This is a genomic window from Streptomyces sp. NPDC024687, assembly GCF_055559055.1.
The window spans coordinates 961,233-983,550 of sequence record NZ_JBVHLJ010000002.1 but is presented as its reverse complement, the minus strand read 5'-3'; the positions used below and the strand labels follow the sequence as shown (position 1 = coordinate 983,550).

18 protein-coding genes are annotated in these 22,318 nt (G+C 69.8%); 5 read left to right on the top strand and 13 right to left on the bottom strand.

Features of this window, described 5'->3' with window-relative positions; all coding sequences use genetic code 11:
* Positions 1-167: 167 nt before the first annotated feature.
* Complete coding sequence (locus ACZ39I_RS11230) at positions 168-2,270, bottom strand: MMPL family transporter (protein ID WP_467244246.1); 2,103 nt, start codon at positions 2,268-2,270, stop codon at positions 168-170.
* Positions 2,271-2,465: 195 nt separating this feature from the next.
* Between ACZ39I_RS11230 and ACZ39I_RS11225 the strand changes: the two genes are divergently transcribed.
* Positions 2,466-2,885: a VOC family protein gene (locus ACZ39I_RS11225; RefSeq protein ID WP_467244244.1), complete on the top strand. Its 420-nt coding sequence runs from the start codon at positions 2,466-2,468 to the stop codon at positions 2,883-2,885.
* Here ACZ39I_RS11225 and ACZ39I_RS11220 read toward each other — a convergent pair.
* The 4 genes from ACZ39I_RS11220 to ACZ39I_RS11205 are packed head-to-tail and all read right to left on the bottom strand — an operon-like array spanning position 2,882 to position 6,120.
* Entirely contained in the window at positions 2,882-3,550 is a 669-nt protein-coding gene (locus tag ACZ39I_RS11220; protein WP_467244242.1) for a response regulator, read from the bottom strand. The genes ACZ39I_RS11225 and ACZ39I_RS11220 overlap by 4 nt on opposite strands.
* Complete coding sequence (locus ACZ39I_RS11215) at positions 3,547-4,746, bottom strand: sensor histidine kinase (protein WP_467244241.1); 1,200 nt, start codon at positions 4,744-4,746, stop codon at positions 3,547-3,549. The genes ACZ39I_RS11220 and ACZ39I_RS11215 overlap by 4 nt, the downstream gene beginning before the upstream one ends.
* A 58-nt stretch (positions 4,747-4,804) precedes the next feature.
* Entirely contained in the window at positions 4,805-5,626 is an 822-nt protein-coding gene (locus ACZ39I_RS11210) for an IclR family transcriptional regulator (protein WP_393598314.1), read from the bottom strand.
* Positions 5,623-6,120 (bottom strand): MarR family winged helix-turn-helix transcriptional regulator, encoded by a 498-nt coding sequence (locus tag ACZ39I_RS11205; RefSeq protein ID WP_393598312.1) that lies wholly within the window; start codon positions 6,118-6,120, stop codon positions 5,623-5,625. The genes ACZ39I_RS11210 and ACZ39I_RS11205 overlap by 4 nt, the downstream gene beginning before the upstream one ends.
* A 119-nt stretch (positions 6,121-6,239) precedes the next feature.
* On the opposite strand from ACZ39I_RS11205, the gene ACZ39I_RS11200 reads away from it, so the two are divergent.
* The 4 genes from ACZ39I_RS11200 to ACZ39I_RS11185 are packed head-to-tail and all read left to right on the top strand — an operon-like array spanning position 6,240 to position 10,030.
* Positions 6,240-7,157, top strand: coding sequence for an SDR family NAD(P)-dependent oxidoreductase (locus ACZ39I_RS11200; RefSeq protein ID WP_352381066.1), 918 nt, complete (start codon positions 6,240-6,242; stop codon positions 7,155-7,157).
* Between the two features lie 11 nt (positions 7,158-7,168).
* On the top strand, positions 7,169-8,044 hold the full coding sequence (locus ACZ39I_RS11195; protein WP_451473209.1) for an amidohydrolase family protein: 876 nt from the start codon (positions 7,169-7,171) through the stop codon (positions 8,042-8,044).
* Between the two features lie 10 nt (positions 8,045-8,054).
* Entirely contained in the window at positions 8,055-9,560 is a 1,506-nt protein-coding gene (gene menE, locus ACZ39I_RS11190) for an o-succinylbenzoate--CoA ligase (RefSeq protein WP_467244238.1), read from the top strand.
* Positions 9,561-9,574: 14 nt separating this feature from the next.
* Entirely contained in the window at positions 9,575-10,030 is a 456-nt protein-coding gene (locus tag ACZ39I_RS11185) for a MaoC family dehydratase (protein WP_352381062.1), read from the top strand.
* Here the strand turns inward: ACZ39I_RS11185 and ACZ39I_RS11180 are convergent, their stop codons facing one another.
* From ACZ39I_RS11180 to ACZ39I_RS11145, 8 genes are all read right to left on the bottom strand, one after another.
* Positions 10,031-10,552: a hypothetical protein gene (locus ACZ39I_RS11180; RefSeq protein WP_467244236.1), complete on the bottom strand. Its 522-nt coding sequence runs from the start codon at positions 10,550-10,552 to the stop codon at positions 10,031-10,033.
* A gap of 98 nt (positions 10,553-10,650) precedes the next feature.
* On the bottom strand, positions 10,651-11,415 hold the full coding sequence (locus ACZ39I_RS11175; RefSeq protein ID WP_467244234.1) for a Crp/Fnr family transcriptional regulator: 765 nt from the start codon (positions 11,413-11,415) through the stop codon (positions 10,651-10,653).
* Between the two features lie 1,312 nt (positions 11,416-12,727).
* Complete coding sequence (locus ACZ39I_RS11170; RefSeq protein ID WP_467244232.1) at positions 12,728-14,401, bottom strand: PHP domain-containing protein; 1,674 nt, start codon at positions 14,399-14,401, stop codon at positions 12,728-12,730.
* 19 nt (positions 14,402-14,420) lie between these two features.
* Positions 14,421-16,244 (bottom strand): LamG-like jellyroll fold domain-containing protein, encoded by a 1,824-nt coding sequence (locus tag ACZ39I_RS11165; RefSeq protein ID WP_467244231.1) that lies wholly within the window; start codon positions 16,242-16,244, stop codon positions 14,421-14,423.
* Between the two features lie 39 nt (positions 16,245-16,283).
* Positions 16,284-19,208: a glycoside hydrolase family 2 TIM barrel-domain containing protein gene (locus ACZ39I_RS11160; RefSeq protein WP_467244230.1), complete on the bottom strand. Its 2,925-nt coding sequence runs from the start codon at positions 19,206-19,208 to the stop codon at positions 16,284-16,286.
* Complete coding sequence (locus ACZ39I_RS11155; protein WP_467244228.1) at positions 19,205-20,044, bottom strand: carbohydrate ABC transporter permease; 840 nt, start codon at positions 20,042-20,044, stop codon at positions 19,205-19,207. Before ACZ39I_RS11155 ends, ACZ39I_RS11160 begins: the two co-directional genes overlap by 4 nt.
* A 12-nt stretch (positions 20,045-20,056) precedes the next feature.
* Positions 20,057-21,007 (bottom strand): carbohydrate ABC transporter permease, encoded by a 951-nt coding sequence (locus ACZ39I_RS11150; RefSeq protein WP_467244226.1) that lies wholly within the window; start codon positions 21,005-21,007, stop codon positions 20,057-20,059.
* Positions 21,007-22,293: an extracellular solute-binding protein gene (locus ACZ39I_RS11145; protein ID WP_467244224.1), complete on the bottom strand. Its 1,287-nt coding sequence runs from the start codon at positions 22,291-22,293 to the stop codon at positions 21,007-21,009. The genes ACZ39I_RS11150 and ACZ39I_RS11145 overlap by 1 nt, the downstream gene beginning before the upstream one ends.
* Positions 22,294-22,318 lie beyond the last annotated feature (25 nt).

The following is a 22,318-nucleotide window of genomic DNA, read 5'->3' as shown; positions in this document are numbered from 1 at the left end:
CCGCCTCCCGCAGGCCGAACCGGTCGTGCACCGCGCGCAGCGGCTTCGGCGCCCACCAGGCCCGCCGGCCCAGCAGCGCCATGGTCGCCGGGACCGGCAGCATCCGTGGGATCACCGGGCCACTGGCTGAGATTCCGATGAGGGCCCTCTGCGGGTGCCCGCCGCCGTCAGGTGTTCGTCGACACGGACCGTTCGGGCGTGGCCGCCTCCCGCAGGCCGAACCGGTCGTGCACCGCGCGCAGCGGCTTCGGCGCCCACCAGGCCCGCCGGCCCAGCAGCGCCATGGTCGCCGGGACCAGCAGCATCCGTACGACCGTCGCGTCGATCAGCACCGCCAGGGTCAGACCGAGGCCGATCTGGAGGATGGGGGAGAACCCGCCGGTCATGAAGGCGCCGAACACGACCGCGAGGAGCAGCGCGGCACAGGTGACGACCCGCCCGGACCGGCGCAACCCGGTCACGACGGCCTTCTCGTGGTCCTCGCCGCGCTGTCGGGCCTCCCGCATCCGGGCCAGGATGAACAGCTCGTAGTCCATGGCCAGCCCGAAGGCGATCGACACGATCAGCGGAGGTGCGGTCAGGCTCAGCGCGCCCAGGCCCTCACCGCCGAGCAGCCCGGCCCCGTGGCCGTCCTGGAAGACCCACACCACCACGCCGAGCGCCGCGCCCAGGCTGAGCAGGGTGGTCGCGATCGTGCGCAGCGGGATAAGCACCGAGCCGGTGAAGGCGAACAGCAGGACGAAGATGCCGGCCAGAACGGTCAGTGCCGCCCAGGGTGCCCGCTCGGCGAGCATCGCGCGGAAGTCGACCAGCCGGGCCGCGACCCCGGTCACCTCGACGGGCTCGCCGCCGCGCAGCTCCCGTACCCGCTCGACCAGGCCGGTGGCAGCCCCGCCGTCCACGCCGCCGGGCGGCTGGAGCTCCACGACGGTGTTGCCGCCCGGCAGTCGGCGGGACCCGGCGTTCGGGACCAGGGCGCGGATCCGGTCGGCGGTCGCGGTGCCGGTGCCGGGCTTGAGGACGACGACCACGGGGGAGACCCCGGTGCCCTTCGGGAAGTGCGCGTCCACGGTGTCGAACAACTGGCGTGCCTCGGTGCTCGAAGGCAGCTGCCGGGCGTCGCCGATGGCGATGCGCAGGCCGGTCAGCGGCAGCGCGAGAACCAGCAGGACCGGGACGACGGTGACCAGGACGGCGACCCGGCGGCGCTGCGCGAAGCGGGCCAGGCGGGCGAAGACACGGCCCTCCTCGTCCTCGGAGCGCGCCTTCGAGGGCCGGATCCGCCCGCCGAACTTCGTGAGCAGCGCGGGCAACAGGGTGACCGCGGCCAGCATGTCGACCACCACGACGGCGGCGACCGCCAGGCCCATGCTGCGCAGGAACACGCTCGGGAAGACCAGCAACCCGGTCAGGCTGACGGCCACGGTGAGCCCGGAGAACAGGACGGTCCGGCCGGCCGCGTCGACCGTGCGGTGCACGGCTTCCACCACATCGTCGGTGTGCCGGCGTTCCTCGCGGAAGCGGACCAGCATCAACAGGGCGTAGTCGACGGCGAGTCCGAGGCCGAGCATGGTGGTGACCTGGATCGCGTACACCGAGATGTCGGTGACCTGGCTGAAGGCGAACAGTCCGAGGAAGGCGCCCGCGATCCCGCTCACCGCGATCACCAGCGGCAGCGCGGCGGCGCGCAGTCCGCCGAACACGACGAGCAGCAGGGCGAGGACGACCGGCAGGGAGATCAACTCGGCGTTCTTCACGTCCTCCTGGGCGCGCTCGCCGAGCTGCCGCCCGAGCAGTTCGCCGCCGCTGACGTGGACGTCGGGCGCGTCGATGCGCTTGACGGTCTCGACGGCCGTGTCCGTCGCCTGCTCCTCGGCCTCGTCGCTGAGGCCGCCCTCGAAGGTGACGGGGATGATGAGCGCCTGTCCGTCGCGGGCGGTGAGACCGGGGGTGGTGTACGGGTCCGGTACGTCGGCCACCCCGGCGATCCTCCGGACCTCGGCGACGGTCCGCTCGACCTGGGCGCGCAGCGCCGCGTCGGAGACGGCCCGGCCCGCCACGACCGCGGTGACGGACTCGCCGGACGGGTCCACGCCGGAAAGATAGTCGTCGGCCGTGTCGGACTCGGTGCCGGGCACGTCGGGCACGTCGTCGGAGAGGTCGGCGAAGACGCCCGTCCCGAGGCCGAAGCCCAGGAGGAGGAAGGCGGCCCACAGGCCGATGACGGTCAGCGGGCGGCGGGTCGCCGCCCGGGCGAGGGTGGAGAGCACGGTCGCCTCCCGGCGAGTTGAGGAGTGGTACGGCCCTCAGACTCGCGGCGCGGGCGTGATCACCGGATCGCCGGGGCGGGCGGTTTCCGGGCCTCCGCCGTACGGGTGAGACAGGGTGCTCCCTCATTCTCCGGAGGGAGCAATCTTCGCTACCGGTCCGGGAGTTGCCCAGGCAGACACCATCGAGGAGGCCGTATGTCCGAGGTACCACCCGCTGTCCGTGAACTCCGTCTCGTCGTCACGGCGGACGACTACGACGAGGCGTTGCGCTTCTACCGGGACGTCCTGGGACTGCCCGAACGGGCCGCGTTCTCCTCGCCCGGCGGGCGGGTCACCATCCTGGAGGCCGGGCGGGCCACACTGGAACTCACCGATCCGAACCATGCCGCGTTCATCGACGACGTGGAGGTCGGCAGACGGGTCGCCGGGCACATCAGGGTCGCCTTCGAGGTCGACGACTCGGCCGGCACCACCGCCAGGCTGGCCGAGGCCGGTGCGGAGGTGGTCGCCGAGCCGACCCGTACGCCTTGGAACTCGCTCAACTCCCGCTTGGAGGCGCCCGGTTCGCTTCAGCTGACCCTGTTCACCGAACTCGGGGACCAGTCGGGAACTTAGGCAGTACCCGGCGTCACCAGACCCGTCTCGTACGCGCAGATCACCGCTTGGACCCGGTCCCGCAGCCCCAGCTTGCTCAGCACGTTGCTGACGTGGGTCTTGACCGTGTGCTCGCTCACGAACAGGGTCGTGGCGATCTCCGCGTTGGACAGGCCACGGGCCAGCATCCGCAGGGTCTCCACCTCGCGGGCGGTCAGGACGTCCAGTCGGTCGGGGGTGGCCCCGGTGGCGGCCTCCTCGCGGCGGCGCCGCACGATGTCCGCGACCAGGCGGCGGGTGACGGTCGGCGCGAGCAGCGAGTCGCCGCCCGCCACCACCCGGACCGCGTGCACGAGGTCGTCCCGGCGCACGTCCTTGAGGAGGAAGCCGCTGGCGCCCGCGTACAAGGCGTCGTACACGTACTCGTCGAGGTCGAACGTGGTCAGCATGACCACCTTGCAGCTGGACTGCGCGCACACCCGCCGGGCCGCCTCCAGGCCGTCCATGACGGGCATGCGGATGTCGAGGAGCAGCACGTCGGGCGTGTGGCGCTGCACCGCGGCCACCGCCTCGGCGCCGTCCCCGGCCTCGGCGACCACCTCGATGTCCTGCTGCGCTTCAAGGATCATGGTGAAGCCGCTGCGGACCAGTTCCTGGTCGTCGGCGACCACCACCCGGATGCTCACCCGAGGGCCGCTTCCCGGTCCGCGGTGACGGGCAGCCGCACGACGACCCGGAAGCCCCCGTCCGGACCCGGCCCGGCCTCCGCGCTGCCCCCGCAGGCGGCCGCCCGCTCCCTGAGGCCGATCAGTCCGTGCCCGCCGCCCGTGCGTGCGGGGCCCCTGCCGTCGTCGGTCACCGTGAGGGTCAACTCGTCCTCCGACCAGTCGAGGTCCACCTGTGCGCAGGAAGCGTACGCGTGCTTCACCGTGTTGGTCAGGGCTTCCTGTGCTGCGCGGTAGGCGGCGACCTCGGTGTCCGGGGGGAGCGGGCGAGGTCGGCCGCGCACGCTCAACTCGACCTGCAGCCCCGCTGACTCGGCGACCTGCCGGACCAGGGACGGAAGCCCGCCGAGATCCGGCTGAGGCAGCCGGGCGGCTCCGGACCGGCGCTCATCCTCCTTCAACACCCCCAGAATGCGCCGCAGTTGATCCATGGCGTCCCGGCCGCTGGCCGCGATCGCGTCGAACGCGGCCTCGGCACGGGCCGGATCGCTGCGCACCACCACAGGTCCCGCCTCCGCCTGGACGACCATCAGGCTCACCGCGTGCGCGAGGATGTCGTGCATGTCCCGGGCGATGCGGCTGCGTTCCTGGGCGATGGCCCGCGCGGTCTCCGCGGCCCGCTCCCGTTCCAGGCGGCGGGCCCGGTCCTCGACGGCGGCTGTGTAGGCGCGCTGGACGCGGGCCAGGACGCCGAGGCCGTAGGCGCAGATCATGCCCGTGATGTGGAAGGCGTACTCGAAGGGCTCGGAGTGCTCCTTGTGCTGCATGGTCAGCACGGCCCCGAGCAGCCAGCACGCCAGCATCGAGCGGCGCTGCCAGGGCAGGCCCTGGACGGCCATGGTGTAGAGGACGACCAGTCCGCCGTAGAGCACATCGGGGGGCGGTGCGTGGTGGTAGGCCATCGCCGTGGTGGCCGCCGAGACCGCCAGAGCGGTCGCGTAGGGGCAGCGGCGGCGCCAGACCAGCGGGACGGCGGTGGCCGCTCCCAGCAGCCAGCCCGCCAGGCTCAGCGGGTCGTCGCCCTCGTCCGGGAACATCCACTGCAGGGAGGCGGCGAACAGCACCAGCACGGCGAGCGCGCTGTCGACGACGTAGGGATTCGTCGTCCTCAGACGGGTCACCACGGGGGCGTACCAGGACCGGGCGGCGGCGGACATGAGCGGCTCCTCGGGGCCGGGGCCGTTCCAGTATCACGACGCCGGTGCGGCCGTGGCCTCACCGGTGCGAGGGATATCCGGCGCCCGAGCGGGGTGCGACCGTCGGCTGCCAGCCCAGCGCCCGGGATATCCCGAGCGACGCGAGCCGTACCGCCGGGATCAGCGCCGGTACCTGGGCGTCGGCGTGGGGCACGACGACCGACACCGCCGCGACCACCGACCCGTCGGGCCCGCACACGGGGGCGGCCACCGACAGGGCGTCGTCGGTGACCTGACGGCTGCTCACCGCGACTCCGGTGCGCCGGACTTCGGCCAGGACCCGGCGCAGCCGCACCGGTTCGGCGAGGGTGTACGGCGTGAACACGGCGAGTGGGCCCGCGCAGTACTCCTCCTGCTCCCGCGGCGCACAGTGGGCCAGCAGCACCAGGCCGACGCCGGTGGCGTGCAGCGGCCAGCGCGCCCCCACCCGGATGTGCACGCCGACCGACGAACGCCCCGCGATCCACTCGATGTAGACGACGTCCGAGCCGTCCCGCACCGCCAACTGCACGTTCTCGTGGGTGGCTTCGTACAGGTCCTCCAGATACGGCAGCGCCAGCTGCCGGAGCGCGACCCCGCGCGGCGCGAGCGCGGCGACCTCCCACAGGCGCAGTCCGACGTGGTAGACACCGTCGTCGTCCCGCTCCAGCGCGCCCCAGTCGGTCAGCGCGCCCACCAGCCGGTGCGTGGTCGTCAGCGTCAGCCCGGCCCGCCGGCTGATGTCCGTCAGGGACAGCGCCGGATGGTCGTGGTCGAACGCGGCGAGCACGGACAGCAGCCGGTCCGGCGCGGTGGGGGTCCCCCCGCGCGAGCGAAGCCGGGAGTGGGGGTGCCCGGTCATGGCCGGTCGGCGACTCTCAGCAGGAGGGTCTGGAGCGTCTCGCGTTCGGCGGCGTCGAGCGGGGCGAGCAGGTCGTTGGTGACCCGCCGGCCCGCCTCGTCGGTGCCCCGCAGGAAGGCACGGCCGTCCTCGGTGAGCACGACGATCTTGCTGCGGCGGTCGTCCGGGGAGGGGCGGCGCTCGGTCAGGCCCAGCTTCTCCAGGTCGTCGACCAGGCCGACGATCGCGCTGGGGTCGTAGCCGAGCCGGGTGCTCAGCTCCCGCTGGAGGGCGCCCTCGGTTCCGGCGAGATAGCGCAGCACCGCGTAGTGCCGCAGCCTGAGGCCCGACTCCTGGAGGAACGTGTTGAACAGCTGACCCGAGCGCAGGCCGAGGCGGTACAGCAGATAACCGGTGTCCGCGTGCAGCCCGCGCATCCACGGCTCCTCCGAGTCGATGGGTTTCGGGGTGACGTGCTGGCGTGTGATGGCGGGCTCCCTGGGTCGGTGCGGCATGCGCATTCCAGCATGACTTACGGACAGGTCTCCAACAACTATTGACGTCAACAATTATTGCTCTTAGCTTCGATCTCGAAGCCGCACCCCCATGCATCCGTTCGTGAAGGGACCTCCTCGTGCCCAGCATCGATCTCACCGGCAAGGTCGCCGTCGTCACCGGCAGTGGCCGTGGCCTCGGCCTCGCCTACGCACACGCCCTGGCCGCCCACGGCGCCCGCGTGGTCGTCAACGACATCGACGAGGCGGTCGCCGAGCAGGCCGTGAAGTCCATCACCGAGGCGGGCGGCACCGCCGTCGCCGAGGTCGTCCCGGTCGGCACCACCGAGGCCGCCGAGCGGCTGGTGGGCCGGGCGGTGGAGGAGTTCGGACGGCTCGACATCCTGGTCACGAACGCGGGCATCCTGCGCGACAAGGTGCTGTGGAAGATGACCGACGACGACTTCGACGCGGTGATCACCACCCACCTCAAGGGCACCTTCACCTGCGCCCGCGCCGCCGCCGTCCGGATGCGCGAGCAGGGCGAGGGCGGCTCCCTGATCCTGGTCGGTTCCCCGGCCGGGCAGCGCGGCAACTTCGGTCAGACGAACTACGCCGCCGCCAAGGCCGGCATCGCCGCCTTCGCCCGCACCTGGTCCATGGAACTGGGCCGCGCCAACATCACCGTCAACGCGATCGTGCCCGTCGCGGCCACCGCGATGACCGAGACGATCCCGGCCTTCGCCCCGTACATCGAGGCCATGAGGAACGGCGAGCCCCTCCCGGACTTCCTCCGCAAGGGCGAGGGCTTCGGCACCCCCGAGGACTGCGCGGCCCTCGTCCCCTTCCTCGCCTCCGAGGCCGCCCGGGGCATCACCGGCCAGGCCATCGGCATCGGCGGCGACAAGGTGGCACTCTGGTCCCATCCGCAGGAGATCAAGGCGGCGTACGCGGACGGCGGCTGGACCCCCGACACCCTGGCCGACGCCTTCCCGACGTCGGTCGGTGCCGAGCTCCAGACGGTCGGCATCCCGGCACCGAAGCTTCCGGAGGCGTGATGGACCTGTCCATGAACATCGAGGACCTGGTCGCCATCGACGTCCACACCCATGCCGAGGTGTCCTCCAAGGGCCACTCCTCCCTCGACGACGACCTGCACGACGCGTCCTCCGCCTACTTCAAGGTCGAGGGCAAGCGGAAGCCGACCCTCGAAGAGACCGCCGCCTACTACCGCGAGCGGAAGATGGCCGCCGTGATCTTCACGGTGGACGCCGAGTCCGCGACCGGCACGGCGCCGGTGCCGAACGAGGAGGTCGCCGAGGCGGCGGCCGCCAACGCCGACGTCCTCATCCCCTTCGCGTCCATCGACCCGTTCCGGGGTAAGGCGGGCGTGAAGCAGGCCCGGCGCCTGGTCGAGGAGTACGGGGTGCGGGGCTTCAAGTTCCACCCCAGCATCCAGGGCTTCTTCCCCAACGACCGCTCGGTGGCCTACGACCTCTACGAGGTGATCGAGGAGACCGGCACGATCGCCCTCTTCCACACCGGCCAGACCGGCATCGGCGCCGGCGTCCCGGGCGGCGGCGGCATTCGCCTCAAGTACTCGAACCCGCTCCACGTGGACGACGTCGCGGCCGACTTCCCGCACCTGAAGATCATCCTGGCGCACCCGTCCTTCCCCTGGCAGGACGAGGCCCTCGCCGTCGCCACGCACAAGCCGGGCGTGCACATCGACCTGTCCGGCTGGTCGCCGAAGTACTTCCCGCCGCAGCTCGTGCAGTACGCGAACACGCTGCTCAAGGACAAGGTCCTCTTCGGCTCCGACTTCCCCGTCCTCACCCCCGACCGCTGGCTCGCCGACTTCGAGAAGCTGTCGATCAAGGACGAGGTGAAGCCGAAGATCCTCAAGGAGAACGCCGCCCGGCTGCTCGGGCTCACCAAGCCATAAGGGGCCTCAGATGCGCAACGAGGGACTGGGCTCATGGCCCGCACGCCGGGCCCGCAAGACCCCGCACCGCACCGCCCTGATCCACGGCGACACGACGGTCACCTACGCCGAACTGCACACCCGCGTCACCCGCCTCGCGCACGCCCTGCGCGCCCGGGGCATCCGGCGCGGCGACCGCGTCGCCTACCTCGGCCCCAACCACCCCTCCTACCTGGAGACCCTGTTCGCGGCCGGCTCCCTCGGCGCGGTCTTCGTCCCCCTCAACACCCGCCTCGCCGGGCCGGAGATCGGCTACCAGCTCTCCGACTCCGGAGCCAGGGCACTGGTCTACGGCCCCTCGCACGCGGGGCTCGTCGCCGGACTGCCGGGCAGCACCGACGTGCGTACGTACGTCGAAGTCGGCGCCGAGTACGAGCAGTTGCTCGCCGAGTCGGCGGCGGAACCGATCGACGAGCCGGTCACCGCCGACGACACCTGCATCATCATGTACACCTCGGGCACGACCGGCCGGCCCAAGGGCGCCATGCTCACCCACGGCAACCTGACGTGGAACGCGATCAACGTCCTCGTCGACACCGACCTGATCGCCGACGAACGCGCCCTGGTCTCCGCGCCGTTGTTCCACACGGCGGGCCTGAACATGCTGACCCTGCCGGTGCTGCTCAAGGGCGGTACCTGCGTCCTGGTCGAGGCCTTCGACCCGAGCGCCACCTTCGACCTGATCGAACGGCACCGGATCACCTTCATGTTCGGGGTGCCGACGATGTTCGAGCAGGTGGCGAGGCACCCGCGCTGGGCGGACGCGGACCTGTCCTCCCTGCGCATCCTGACCTGCGGCGGCTCCCCGGTGTCGACGCCCCTGATCGCCGCGTACCAGGAGCGCGGGCTCACCTTCCTCCAGGGCTACGGCATGACCGAGGCCGCTCCCGGGACCCTGTTCCTGGACGCCGAGCACGCCATCAGCAAGGCGGGTTCGGCGGGCGTACCGCACTTCTTCAGCGACGTCCGGGTCGTACGGCCGGACCTGGCGCCCGTCGACGTCGACGAGACCGGCGAGGTCGTGCTCCGGGGTCCGCACGTCATGCCCGGCTACTGGGGACTGCCCGAGGAGACCGCCGCCTCCTTCGCGGACGGCTGGTTCCGCAGCGGGGACGCGGCCCGCGTCGACGAGGACGGATACGTCTTCATCGTCGACCGCATCAAGGACATGATCATCTCCGGTGGCGAGAACATCTACCCCGCCGAGATCGAGGACCTGCTCCTCGGCCATCCGGACATCGCCGAGTGCGCGGTCATCGGCGTCCCGGACGACAAGTGGGGCGAGGTGCCGCGGGCGGTCGTCGTGCCGCGCGAGGGCGCCGCGCCCGATCCCGACGAGGTCCTGGCCTCCCTGGCCGGACGGCTCGCCAAGTACAAGATCCCCAAGTCGGTGGTGATCGCGGACGAACTCCCGCGCACCGCCTCCGGCAAGCTCCTCAAATCCCGGGTGCGCAAGCGCTTCGGCTCCAACTCTTGAGTAAGGACAGCTACATGAGCGTCACCGTGAACGGCATCGACGAACTGAAGAAGCTCGCCGGCAGCGACCTCGGCACCAGCGAGTGGATCGAGGTCACCCAGGAGCGCATCAACACCTTCGCCGACGCCACGGGCGACCACCAGTGGATCCACGTGGACCCCGAGAAGGCGGCGGCAGGCCCCTTCGGCGCCCCCATCGCGCACGGCTACCTCACCCTCTCGCTGTTCATCCCGCTCTTCACCGAGCTGCTGGACGTCCAGGGCGTCACCACCAAGGTCAACTACGGTCTGAACAAGGTCCGTTTCCCCTCCCCGGTGAAGGTGGGCTCCCGCATCCGCCTCGTCGCCAAGCTCACGGACGTCGAGGAGGTCCCCGGCGGTGTGCAGGTCACCGTCGACGGGGCGATAGAGATCGAGGGCGGGGCCAAGCCGGCGGCGGTGCTGCAGAGCCTGTCGCGGTTCTACGCCTGATCAGGTCGCCCTGCGCAGGGTGCGGATCCGCTGAAGCGTGACGCCGGCAGCGTTCTTGAGCTCGATACGGGAGTATTCCTGCTGCATCGCAGCCTCCTGGTGCGCGATCAGTTCGGCGGCCGTGATCCCACCCGTTGCCGGAACCTGCGGAAGCACGGCGGTCAGATAGCGGTCGAGGCGCTCCACGACGGTCTGGAGTTCGGTGCGGATGGGCTCCGTGCCCTGTGCGGTGTCTTCGAGGAGGTGTCGCAGGCCGTGCAGCGGTTCGAAGTCCGCCGCGCGGCACGGCCTGTGAGCGTATTCGCACAACTTCTCGACGAGCCTCTTCAGGTAGGTCGTGGCGTCGTCGAAGTCGTGTCCGTCTTCGTCGGACCTGCGCATCTGCTTGATCCAGGCGAGCGCCTGCCGGTGGTGACGGAAGGTGAGGACGGCGATCAAGGCCGTGGCCGCGCCGCACACGGCGCCCACCAGGGCGGATCCTGTGCTTACTCCGGCGGCCAAGAGGGTCGTGCTGGACATCATGGTGTGATCCGTTCGTGAGAACGCGCACGCGCACCCCTGAAGAAGCGTGCGGGATACGTTCGGGGGCGGAGGCGGGGGCCGGAAGCGGTCGCGCGGGTCTACGGGATCCCGGCCGTGCGGCGGAGTGCGGGCAGGTCCGTCACGACGAACTGTCGGTATCCGCTGCGCAGTACACCGTCAGGGGGCAGACCGCTGTCGTTGCTCGGGTTGCGAAGCAGACGGAGGGTGTTCTCCACGGTCGAGACGCCCAGCAGGAGGGCATCCGCCAGGTCCCTCTGGCTCGGTCCCTGGATGATGACCTGGTGGGGCTCGGCGAGTTCGGCGGTCCCGGCGATCGCGGCGAGATGGACGAGCAGCGCACTGACCCGTTGCCGGGGCGTGCGGGTCAGGGTGCCGTAGATCATCTCGTCGGTGCGGTTACGGTCCTCCAGGCTGCGCAGCAGGGCCAGTTGGATGTGAGGGCGCCGGCGTAGGAGGAGGTTCATGTCCTGCAGGGGGCAGGGCATGACCCAGGTTGTGGTGAGGCAGGTCGTCTCGACCGTGGCGTCCGGCTCGATGAGCTTGGTCTCGCCGAGCAGTTGGCCGACGCCACGAAAGCGGGTGATCTTGGGTGCGTCTTCGCCAGGGCCGAAGGGGTGGCGCTCCTGCCGGACACAGCCGCCCAGGACGATGTGCACGTGTTCGTCGTCCGGCCCGAGGGGCAGTTCGTCGTCGCGCTGGTAGACGCGGCTGTCCGCGCCCCAGGCGCTGACCAGCAACGGCCAAGCCCCATCCGGAAGATGGGCGAGAAAGCTGCCGGGCCGCATGGCCTGGCGCCCCTTGAGGACATCGCCGGTCCGGAAGGCATCGACCTTGGGGACCATTACCGGACCCCGGTCCCGCGGGGCGCGGTCGTGGGCGGGCGGCCGGGCCGCTGTACCACACGGTGGTCGTCACGCAGGGTTAGGTGTGACGCTGCGTCATGAGGCTGGGTGGGGGGTATGCCGAAGCCATCGGCGATGGCGGTGTTCATCGGTCTGAGGTCCTTCTTGCCGGGGAGGGTGGGATCCGGGTGCACCGCTGGCTGCGGCCCACCCGGGCGACGGGTCCAGATCCTCTCCCTCGCGTTGTTGGTCCGGTGGTTAGCCGGGCTGCGAGGCGAAGACGTTTTGACAAGTTACCCCGCTGCCCCAGGAAATCGCCAGTCACCGATGACAGAGAGCAAAGTTTCCTGTGGAGGGTGCCGGGGGAGGAAATGACTCCCTCGCGAGAGGGAGTTCCCGCACCGGCTTCCAGGCCTCTGTGATGTCCATCACAGGGTCCTTAAGGGAGGTGGATCAACACCGTTTTATCCGCAAGAGGGGCCGTTGATAATCCATGCGGACTTTCGGGAGTCATTACCGCAGATGAGCAGCGGGAGCCGCGGTGGTAAACGCGAAGGAAAATGAGGAGGCTCCGGGGAACCACCCCCGGAGCCTCCGGAAAGGGCCTGGACCCGTCGAGGTTCAGACCGATACCCAGTAAACACCACATGCCTGGACAAGGTCACATGGGGCGGCAAGTCCCTCACCCGGAGCCCCCACGGGGAGGGGTTTGTGCTGTCGACTTGGGGGGCGAGGTCGGCGGCTACCCGCGCGGCCGCCCGGTGGGCCGTATGCACCCTTTGTCGTATATGGAGCCTATGCTCCGCCTCTTGTGTGATTCCTCTTGCGGCTAAGTGCATCAGTGGTGGATGTCGATCACTTGCGGACCATTCCGGACCGGTTGACGCGAGATGAGCCTCCCTGTGCAGGTGGTCGCTCGCGTGTTCGGTGTATGCAGTATGTGCTCGTCCCTGCATAAATCTACCCGGCATATTCACTGGCATCGGAACCGCATTAGCCGCAACTGAATTCCGTCGACCGACCCTGCCGTGGTGATGTGATCCGATTTGGGGAGGTGGGCGGAGGGGAAAATGGGCGAACTTATTAGGAAGCGTGGTCGGCGCCCCTCTCGAATGGCGCCGGAGGTATATCGTCGCCGGTCCACTCGTCCCTCCTGTTCGCGCCTGCCGCCCCGCCGAAACGCTGGTGCGGGGAGATCGGGGGCAATCGATATCGACCCCTTCTTCAACTCTGAGTAGCGATCCGGACACGTATAGCGCATGGCTGTGAGGCTCTGGCGCCTACTCAAAGTGAGCGAAGAGGTGACTAACCGTCAGGCCCCTGCCACGTCCACGAAGACGGGGTTGGAATAGAACCAGGTGTCCGCCCACGGGTCACCGTTGCCGGGCTCGTGCGGAATCGGGCCGTGCGGGTCGACCGAGGCGCCGAGATACCCCGTACCGTGCCGGTTGCCGTCGCTGCCGCGCAGCCGGACGTAGAAGGACTCGTCCCCGGCGGTCAGCGGGATACGCAGGGTGTACGTCCCCTTCCGCCCGGAGACGTCCTGCGTCTGGACGACCTTGGTGTCGGGCGCCTTCCAGCCGTCCCGGTCGCTCACCGGACCGCGCACCGCGCCCCGGATCACGTCCACGTGCGCCAACTCGGGCAGGATTCCCTGGGGATTGGGCCGGGAGGCGCTGGTGACCGTCACGTACAGCGTGATCCGCTCGCCCTTGCGGACCCGCAGCCGTCCGCCCAGCGTGACACCGCGCCCGGAGTCGCAGTCCCGCTTCACGCGCACGTCGAGTCCGTCGAGCAGATGCCCGTGGTCCGCCCAGACACGGCCCGCGCGCAGCCCCGCCATGACCGCGCGGTAGCCGTAGCGGGTCACGCCGACGTGGGTGCGGCTGAACTCGCCCGGCCAGAAGTCGCTGCCGGGCTGCGGGGTGTCGGTGTTCACCGGGTCGGGCAGCCTGCCGGTGTTGTCGAAGTTCTGCCCCGCCGGCCAGTCGCCGTTCTTCCAGGTGTCGAAGACGGTGCGGTGGTTGTCGGAGTTCGTGGTGATCGAGAACAGGCTGCCTTCGGCCAGCATCGAGTCCCACAGCCCGCCGACGGTCGCCGTCGCCCAGTCGAAGCCGCCGTACGTCACATACGCGTCCGCCGGATAGCCCGACCATGACTGCGCCGAGGGCTTGTTCTCGTACTCGCCGCGGATCGAGCTCGCCCCGCGCCAGCCGGGGATCGCCGCGCCCTGGGCGCCCGGGGCGCCCTCCATGCCGATCATGATCTCGGGGGCCGCGTCCCGCCAGCCCCGCAGCTCGTGCGGGGAGTCGATGCCGAGCCGCAGCGGGTGGTTGGCGAGCACGAGGACGTCGTCGACATAGCCCGAACGGCGCTGCTCCGCCAGCCACTTGATCGCCTTGACGGCGTGGGCCTCGTTGCGCGCGGTGTCGGCGGCGCCCGCGGACCCCTCGGTGTAGCCCAGGAGCTTGCCGTCGTAGGCGAGCTCGAACTGCGTGAGCAGGTCGGTCTCGTGCGGTCCCGGGGCCGCGAACACCGTGCAGTGCTCGGCGGCCGGGATGTACCACTCCAGGCCCTGGAAGATCAGCTGGCGCGGGTTCTCGGCCCTGGCCTTGAGGATCTCCTTGTGCTCCATCGCGGCGCCGTAGTAGGCGTGTCCGAAGTTGGAGTGCTCGTTGAAGACCATCCAGTCGAGGCCGTACTTCGCCGCGGCCTGCGCCTGCTGGGAGAACGTGTACTTGGCGTCGTGGCTGTACACGGAGTGCACGTGGTGGTCGCCCACCAGGTAGGCGAGGTGTGGGTCCTCGCCGCCGAAGCCCCGCTTCCCGGAAGCGGCGAAGGCGGGCGTCGTCGCCGACCCAAGGGCGAACGCGGCCCCGAACAGGCCCGCGCGGCGCAGGAGTCCGCGTCTCGACACGCCCTGCGCGTCGAGGTCGGCGGAGTTGACGGAGGGGTCCGCCCAGGAGGGCAGCTGCTGCTCGGTCATGGTGATCCTCGAAAAGGGGTCAGCGAGTCATGAAGGAGGAGACGGGGAGCGCCCGTGAGACGATCCGGACGTCACCGAGACGGCCGTGGAAGATCTGGTCGATCTTGTCGGCGTACGTGTAGCCGCCCACCAGCCACGGCAGTCCGACCGAGGCGATCCCGACGGCGGACGCCTTCGGATTGCGGACCACCGGGCAGCCCTGGACATACAGCGTGGTGTGCCTGCCGTCGTTGACGACGGCGAGGTGCCACCAGGTCTCCAGAGGTGTCTCCTGGCCCCAGTTGGTCGCGATGCCCTCCTGGTTGAGCGGGCGCATGGCCCACTGGGGCTCGCGGTCGTTGGAGAGCGAGAGGGTGGCGAGCGGCTCGTCGGCATCGTCACCGGTCTTGCCCGCGGCGCCGCCGGTTCCCCGCCGACTGACCAGCCCCGACCAGGCGTTGTGGTCCGGGTCCCAGTCCGCGGGCATACGGTAGAACACCTCGATGGTGTAACCGTCCTTGAACACCGCTGAGTTGAGCGGGGCCTTGTCGACCGTCTGGAGATAGGCGCCCTTGAGCGGCGACTTGTAGCCCTGGAACTCCAGGCTGCCGTGGCCGGGCTGGTCGGGGTGGTGGTCCGCGGACCAGCCCAGCGAACCGCCGCCCACCGATACGACGGTGAGGTCGTTGCCGCGGCCGGAGAGGTCGCGGACCGTGCCGGAGACCGCCGACTCGAAGCGCCAGTACGCGGCCGTCCCGGGGATCAGCATCTTCGACGCCGGGCGGGCCGCACGCGCGGGCACCGGGTCGAAGCCGGCGAAGCGCGAGGCGAAGTCGATGTCGACCGAGAACCGGTCGGCGTCACCGCTGAGTTCGATCTCCTGCCGCTCCAGCTCGTTGAGCCCCTTGGCGGCCCGGCCGAGGATCCACGGGGAGACCGTCTCCACGTCGATCACACCGCGGTCGAGATCGAAGCGGTACAGGCGGATCATGGCCGCGCCGCCGAAGTACCGGTTCTGGTAGTTCGTCAGGTGCAGATGGACGTCGTGGCCCGCCGTGTTCCTGCGGGTCGCCCGGCCGGCGGGCCAGTAGTGGCCGTTGAGGGTGAGGAAGATCTGGTCGTGGTCCTTGACCAGCCGGTCCCACAGCTGCTGACCGTAGTCCGAGAGGGTGTCGTCCTCGACGACCAGCTCGTGCGTGGTCAGGATTACCGGCGTCGTCGGGTGGGCGGCCAGGACGCTCTTCGCCCACGCGTACCCCTGGTCCGACAGCCGCCAGTCCAGGGCGAGGACCATCCACTCCCGGCCCGCGGCCTCGAACAGGTGGTACGTGTTGTAGCCGTCCGGGGAGGCGCCCCCGAACGTCCTGTGGCCCTTGAACCGGTCGGGACCGAACACGTCCAGGTACGGCGTCGCGCCGCGCTGGTCGGTGGTGGACGACTTCACGTCGTGGTTGCCCGCGAGGACGCTGTAGCCGACCCCGCGCCGGTCGAGCAGCTCGAACGCCTCACCGATCGCGGCGCACTCGGGTGCCGCGCCGTTCTGCGTGAGGTCGCCGAGGTGGGACAGGAAGACGATGTTCTCGTCCTTCCCCTGTTCCAGCAGATACCGCAGCGAGGCCTCGACGGGAGCCTTGTCGATGCTCGGCCCGTCGAAGAGGTACTGCGTGTCGGGCATGACGGCGAGCGTGAAGCGCCGGCTCCGGGTGTCGGGACGATACCCGGACACCGCGGCCTCGGCCACGGTCGGCAGGGCGACCCCCGCTGTGGCGACCGCGCCCAGCAGTGCCGTCGCCCGCAGGAAACTGCGCCGTCCGGCACCGGCCTGGGCGGCCTCGCCCTGATCGTGCTCATGTGAAGTACACACGTGTGCTCCGTTGCGAGGGAAGTGAAGAAGAAGGGGGATTCAGAGCGCGCGCAGCGTCCAGCTCCAGCGGTGGACGCCCGGCGTGACGAGGTAGGAGGCGAACGTGTCGGGTCCGCACGAGGCGGTGCCGAGGCCCCGGTGGGCCGCGTCGATGTGCACGACACAGCCGGCCCGCGGGACGAGTTCGTCGTGGTGCGTGACAGAGGTGAGGTCCGCGGTGCGGTACCGGCTCACGCCGACCTGGCGGGGTTCGTCCAGGACGACCGTCAGGCCGGTGGCGTCCGGCGCGGAGAGCGTGAAGTGCCGTACACCGTGCCGGCCACCGTTTTCCTGCGGGCGCAGATAGGGGGTGAACAACTCGTCCACGGGCACCGCGTGGTGGCCGACCGGCGCTCCGAAGGCGCGGTCCGGATACGACTCCCAGGGGCCCTGTCCGTACCACTCCATCAGGTCGAGCCCGGCGATCGTCTCGAACACGGAGCCGACCCGTGCCACGTCGTCGAGCCGCTCCGGCAGCTCGGCCGACTCCGCTATGTGGATTCCGCCCTCGACGGCGGTGAGGACCTGCACATGCCGGACGACACCGGCCTCGCAGGCGTACTCGGCATGCACGGTGACCTGTCCGGGGGTCTGCCGGATGTGCGCGACCTTGCGCACCGGCGCGTCGAGACCCCAGTCGCGCCAGCGCGCCGCCATGCCGCCGAGCTCGTCGTTGTCGGTGGGGGCGCGCCACAGGGAGAGCGTGGGGGCGCGGGTGAGCAGGGGATGGACCAGGAGACCGTCGTCGTCGATCTTGACGGAACGGTTCCGCACGGCCGCAGGAGCATGCGGGACGGCCTCCCGCAGCCGCACCTGGGGCGCGCACACCACCGTTCCGCGCGGCGCCCACGGCTCGTCGTCCGCGGTCGTCACCCGCAGCGTCAGCCACGCCTCGCCGCCGTCTTCGGGCAGCTCGAACGGCAGCGGCACCGCCGCCGTCTCGCCGGGCCGCAGATCGGGCAGCTCGGCGGGTGAGGTCAGCGTCTGCCCGTCGGCCAACGACAGCTCCCACACGGCGGCCAGCCAGTCCAGGCCCCGGAAGTGCTGGTGGTTGCCGAGCACGATGCCCTCGTGCCGGAAGCACTCGATGCGCACCGGCGCCGCGATCTCCCGGTGCTCGTACATCACCGGCTTGGGTGTGCGGTCGGGCAGGACCACACCGTCCGCGATGAAGGCACTGTCGTGGCGGACCTCGCCGAAGTCGCCGCCGTACGCCCAGCGATGCCCGGGCGCGGCGACACCGTTGTCATACAGCCCGGCGCCCCCACGCCCGACCGGTCTGCCGTCGTTCACACGCTGGAGAATGCCGTGGTCCCACAACTCCCAGATGAACCCGCCCTGAAGACCCGGGGTTGACTCGATGGCCGCCCAATGGTCCGCGAGCGTGCCGTTGCTGTTGCCCATGGCATGGGAGTACTCGCACCAGATCAGCGGTCTGGTCTGCCGTCCGGAGAGCGCGTGCTCCACACACTCCTCCAGCGAGGCGTACATGGGGCAGGCGATGTCGGACGCGTCGTCGGTGGCCGCCCAGTCGAGCTTGGCCGCGCCCTCGTACTGGACCGGCCGTGTCGGATCGTGGCGGCGCACCCACCCGGCGGCCGCGTCGTGGTTCGCCCCGTAGTCGGACTCGTTGCCCAGCGACCAGACGATGACCGACGGGTGGTTCTTGTCCCGCAGCACCATCCGCGAGACCCGGTCCACGAAGGCGTTCAGATAGCGCGGGTCGTCGGCGATCTCGTGGGCGTGGTCGTGCGACTCGATGTCCGCCTCGTCGACCACGTAGAACCCGAACTCGTCGGCGAGGTCGTACAGCGCCGGGTCGTTCGGGTAGTGCGAGGTGCGGATCGCGTTGAACCCGAACCGCTTCAGCGTGATCAGATCCGCGCGCATGTCGTCGTACGACACCGTCCGCCCGGTCAGCGGGTGGAAGTCGTGCCGGTTGACGCCCCGGATGAACACCCGCTCGCCGTTGACCAGCAGATCCCGGCCGGCGATCTCGATGTCCCGGAATCCGATCCGGTGCCGTGCGGTGTCGGCGACCGTGCCGTCCGCGCGGTGCAGCCGGACGGCGAGGCCGTACAGCTCGGGCTGCTCGGCGTTCCAGGTGCGGACGTCCGGGACGGTGGCGGCCAGACGTGCCTCGCCGAGGAAGTCGGAGACCCGGTCGTCCTCCCGGTTGAACCGGTCGAACTCCGCGTCCTGAGCCAGCGGTAGACCGTCCAGCTCCCCGGTGACGTACCACCCCTCGGGTAGCGCCCCGCCCGTGTTCCGCACCTGGCAGTCGATCCGCAGATCCCCGTCGGCAGCCGCCCGCACGGTCACGTCCGCCAGATGCAGCGGGTCCGTCGCGTACAGCAGCACCGAGCGGGTGATCCCGCCGTGCCACCACTGGTCCTGGTCCTCGATGTGCGAGGCGTCCGACCACTTGACGACGGTGAGCCGCAGCGTGCTGGGCGAGCCGGGGGTGACCAGGCCCGTCAGGTCGAACTCGGCGGCCAGATGGGAGTCCTTGGAGACGCCGACGGGCCGGCCGTTCACGTGCACCAGCAGCACGCTCTCGGCGGCCCCGACCTGGAGCACGATCCGGCGTCCGGCCCACTCGGCGGGGACGTCCAGCTCACGCTCGTACACGCCCGTGGGATTCGCCGTGGGGGAGTGGGGCGGGAACTCGGGGAACGGCATCCGCACGTTGAGGTACTGCGGCAGGTCGTCGGTGCCCTGCATCGTCCAGACGCCGGGGACGTATGCCGAGGACCAGGCACCGCCGACCGGTGCGTCCGGAGTGGGCAGCAACCGAAAACGCCAGTCGCCGTCCAGGGGGAGTGCTCCGGAGCGCCGGTCGACGGCGTTCATGGGCAGCCGTCCCCAGGAGGTCACCTCGGGTGCCTCCCAGGGGCGCAGGGCGATCAGGGGATCGTCCGTCATCCGCGCACGGCTCCCTTCGCGAGGTCGCCGATGATCTGCTTGGCGCCGATCGCGAACACGATGAGCAGCGGGACGAGGGCGAGCAGGGCGCCGGTCATCACGATGCCGTAGTCGGTGGTGCCGTGGGTGCCGTTGAGCTGGGACAGCGCGACCTGGAGGGTCACGTTGCCGGGGTTGGTCAGGGCGATCAGGGGCCAGGCGAAGTCGTTCCACTGGCCCATGAAGGTGAAGATGCCGAGGAAGGCGAGGCCGGGGCGGACCACCGGCAGCGCCACGTGCCAGTACTGGCGCAGGAAGTTGGCGCCGTCCAGCTTGGAGGCGTCGAGCAGTTCGTCGTGGATGGCCGTCTTCATGTACTGGCGCATCCAGAAGATGCCGAAGGCGTTGGCCGCGGCCGGCACGATCAGCGCGGTCATCGAGCCGATCCAGCCGATCTTCGCCATGATGACGAACTGCGGGATCACCGAGAGCTGCGCGGGCACCATGAAGATGACCATGAGGAGCCCGAACAGCACGTTCTTGCCGGGGAACTCGAACTTGGCGAAGACGAACGCGGCGAGGGAGTCGAAGAGCAGGACCAGGAAGGTCACCGACACCGCGACCAGCAGCGAGTTCCACATCGACCCGAAGAAGTCGACGGCGTCGAAGAGATGGCGGACGTTCTCCAGGAAGTGCGTGCCCGGGAGCAGCTTCGGCGGGTAGGAGAAGATCTCCGTCGAGCTGTGCGTCGACATGATCACGGCCCAGTAGAACGGGAACGCCGAGATCAGGGTGCCGATGATCAGCGGGAGGTGCAGCGCGATCCCTCTGCGGCGGGACCCCTTGATGGCAGCCATGGTGGGCCCTTCCTAGTCGCCCCGGCGCTGCACGAGGCGCCAGTTGATGATCGAGAAGAGGACGACGACGAGGAAGATGCCCCAGGCCACCGCGGCGCCGTACCCGAAGTCGTTGTTGTCGAAGGTCTGCTGGAAGAAGTAGAGGACCATCGTCTGGCCCGAGTGGCCCGGACCGCCCGCGAACGTCGAGTCGTTGGAGGAGGTCTGGAGCAGGACCTGTGGCTCGGAGAAGCTCTGCAGACCGGTGACGGTCGAGACGACGAGCACGAACAGCAGGGTGGGCCGCAGCAGTGGCAGCGTGATCCGGAAGAAGGTCTGGACGGGCCCGGCGCCGTCCACACGCGACGCCTCGTACAGCTCGCCCGGAATGGTCTGCAGTCCGGCGAGGAAGATGATGGCGTTGTAGCCGGTCCACTGCCAGGTCATCAGCGCGGCGATGGTGACCTTGATGCCCCACGGGGTGTTCAGCCAGGCCACCTGGTCGATCCCGACCGCGTGCAGGACGGCGTTCACCATGCCGGCGTTGGTGGAGAAGATCGAGCCGAAGACGATGGCGATCGCGACGACCGAGGTGACGTTCGGCAGGAAGTACGCGACGCGGTACAGGCCCTTGAAGCGGACCGCGGAGTTGAGCATCACGGCCGTGACCATCGCCAGGAGGATCATGGGGAAGGTGGCCAGCGCCCAGATGATGAGCGTGTTGCCGATCGAGTTCCAGAAGTCGCTGTCGCTCAGCAGGTACTGGTACTGCGAGAGTCCGGCCCACTCCATCGGGCCGAGGCCGTCCCAGCGGTGGAAGGACAGGTAGAGCGAGAAGCCGACCGGGAAGAGGCCGAAGCCGAGGAAGATCAGGTAGAAGGGGGAGATCGCGGCGTAGAGGTGCCAGTACGCGCGCCAGCCCTTTCTGGGCTGCGTGGGCGACGGCTGTGCCACCGTGGGCGCGGTCTGCTCCAGGACGGCCATCAGTAGCTCACCCCCAGGTGCTTCGCGATGCGCCGGCACTTGCTCATGGCGTCACTCCAGGCCTTCTTGGGGTCCTTGCCGAGGACGCCGACGTTCTTGATCTCGTCCTTGATGGGCTGTCCGAGCGCGATGTCGAACGGGCTGTTGTAGGCGACCACGATCTTCTGCGCGGCCGGTCCGAAGACGTCCGTGGTGACCTGGCCGCCGAAGAACGGGTCGGGCTCCCGCATCTGCTTCAGCCGGTAGGAGGCGGGCGTGGAGGGGAAGAGCCCCGCGTCGACGTAACCCTGGGCCTGGTTCGACGCGTTGAGGATCCAGGTGATGATCTCGAAGGCCTGCTCGGGCTCCCGGCACTCCTTGGTGACCGACAGGAAGGAGCCGCCGTTGTTGGCGGGCCGGACCGGCATCTGCGCCACCCGCCACCTGCCCTTGGTCCTGGGCACGCCGTTCTTGATGTCGAAGGAGGCCCAGGAGGCGTTGAGCTGGCTCGGCAGCTTGCCGTCCTGGATCGCCGACAGCTGGTCCGGGGTACCGCTGACCAGGTCCGAGACGATCTTCCGCCGCTTGGCCTCCACGGCCAGCGCCCAGGCCCGGCGCACGTGCTCCTGGTCGCCGATGAAGTGGCGGTCCTTGTCGACGTACCGCTTCGCACCCTGCTGCACGACGTTCTCGAAGACCGAGTTGACGTCGGTGAGCAGCTTCGCGCCCGGCACGCGCCGGCCCAGCCGCACGCCCGCGTCGAAGAACTTCTCCCAGGTGTCGAGCTGCGCGCTCACGTCGTCGGGCTCGTACGGCAGCCCCGCTTTGCGGAAGACGTCGTACTGGTAGAAGTGCGCGACCGGTCCGCAGTCGATCGGGAAGCCGACCATCGTGCCGTCGTCGGCGATGCCCTGGTCCCACTTCCAGGACAGGTACTGGTCCTTGTACTTCTCCGCGCCCAGCGTCCGCAGATCGATGAACTGGTCCGCGTTCGGCAGATAGGCGGCCATGTCCTCGCCCTTGAGCCCCGCGATGTCGGGGATGTGGGCCCGGCCGGTGATGGTGGTGATGAGCTTCGAGCGGTACTGGCCGCCGATCTGGATGGCCTGAAGGTCCACCGAACTGCCGTAACGCGCCTTGGCGTTCTTGACGATGGTGTCGCTCAGACCGCCGCTCCAGTACCAGAGGACCATGTTGCGGCCGGTGGAACCGGCAGGAACGGCACAGCCGGTGGCCAGGCCGCCGAGTGCCGCGGCGGCTGTACCGCCCAGGCCCGCGCGGAGCAGGCCTCTTCGTGAGAGCCGCACAGCTCCCACCGCCTTTCGGGTCTTT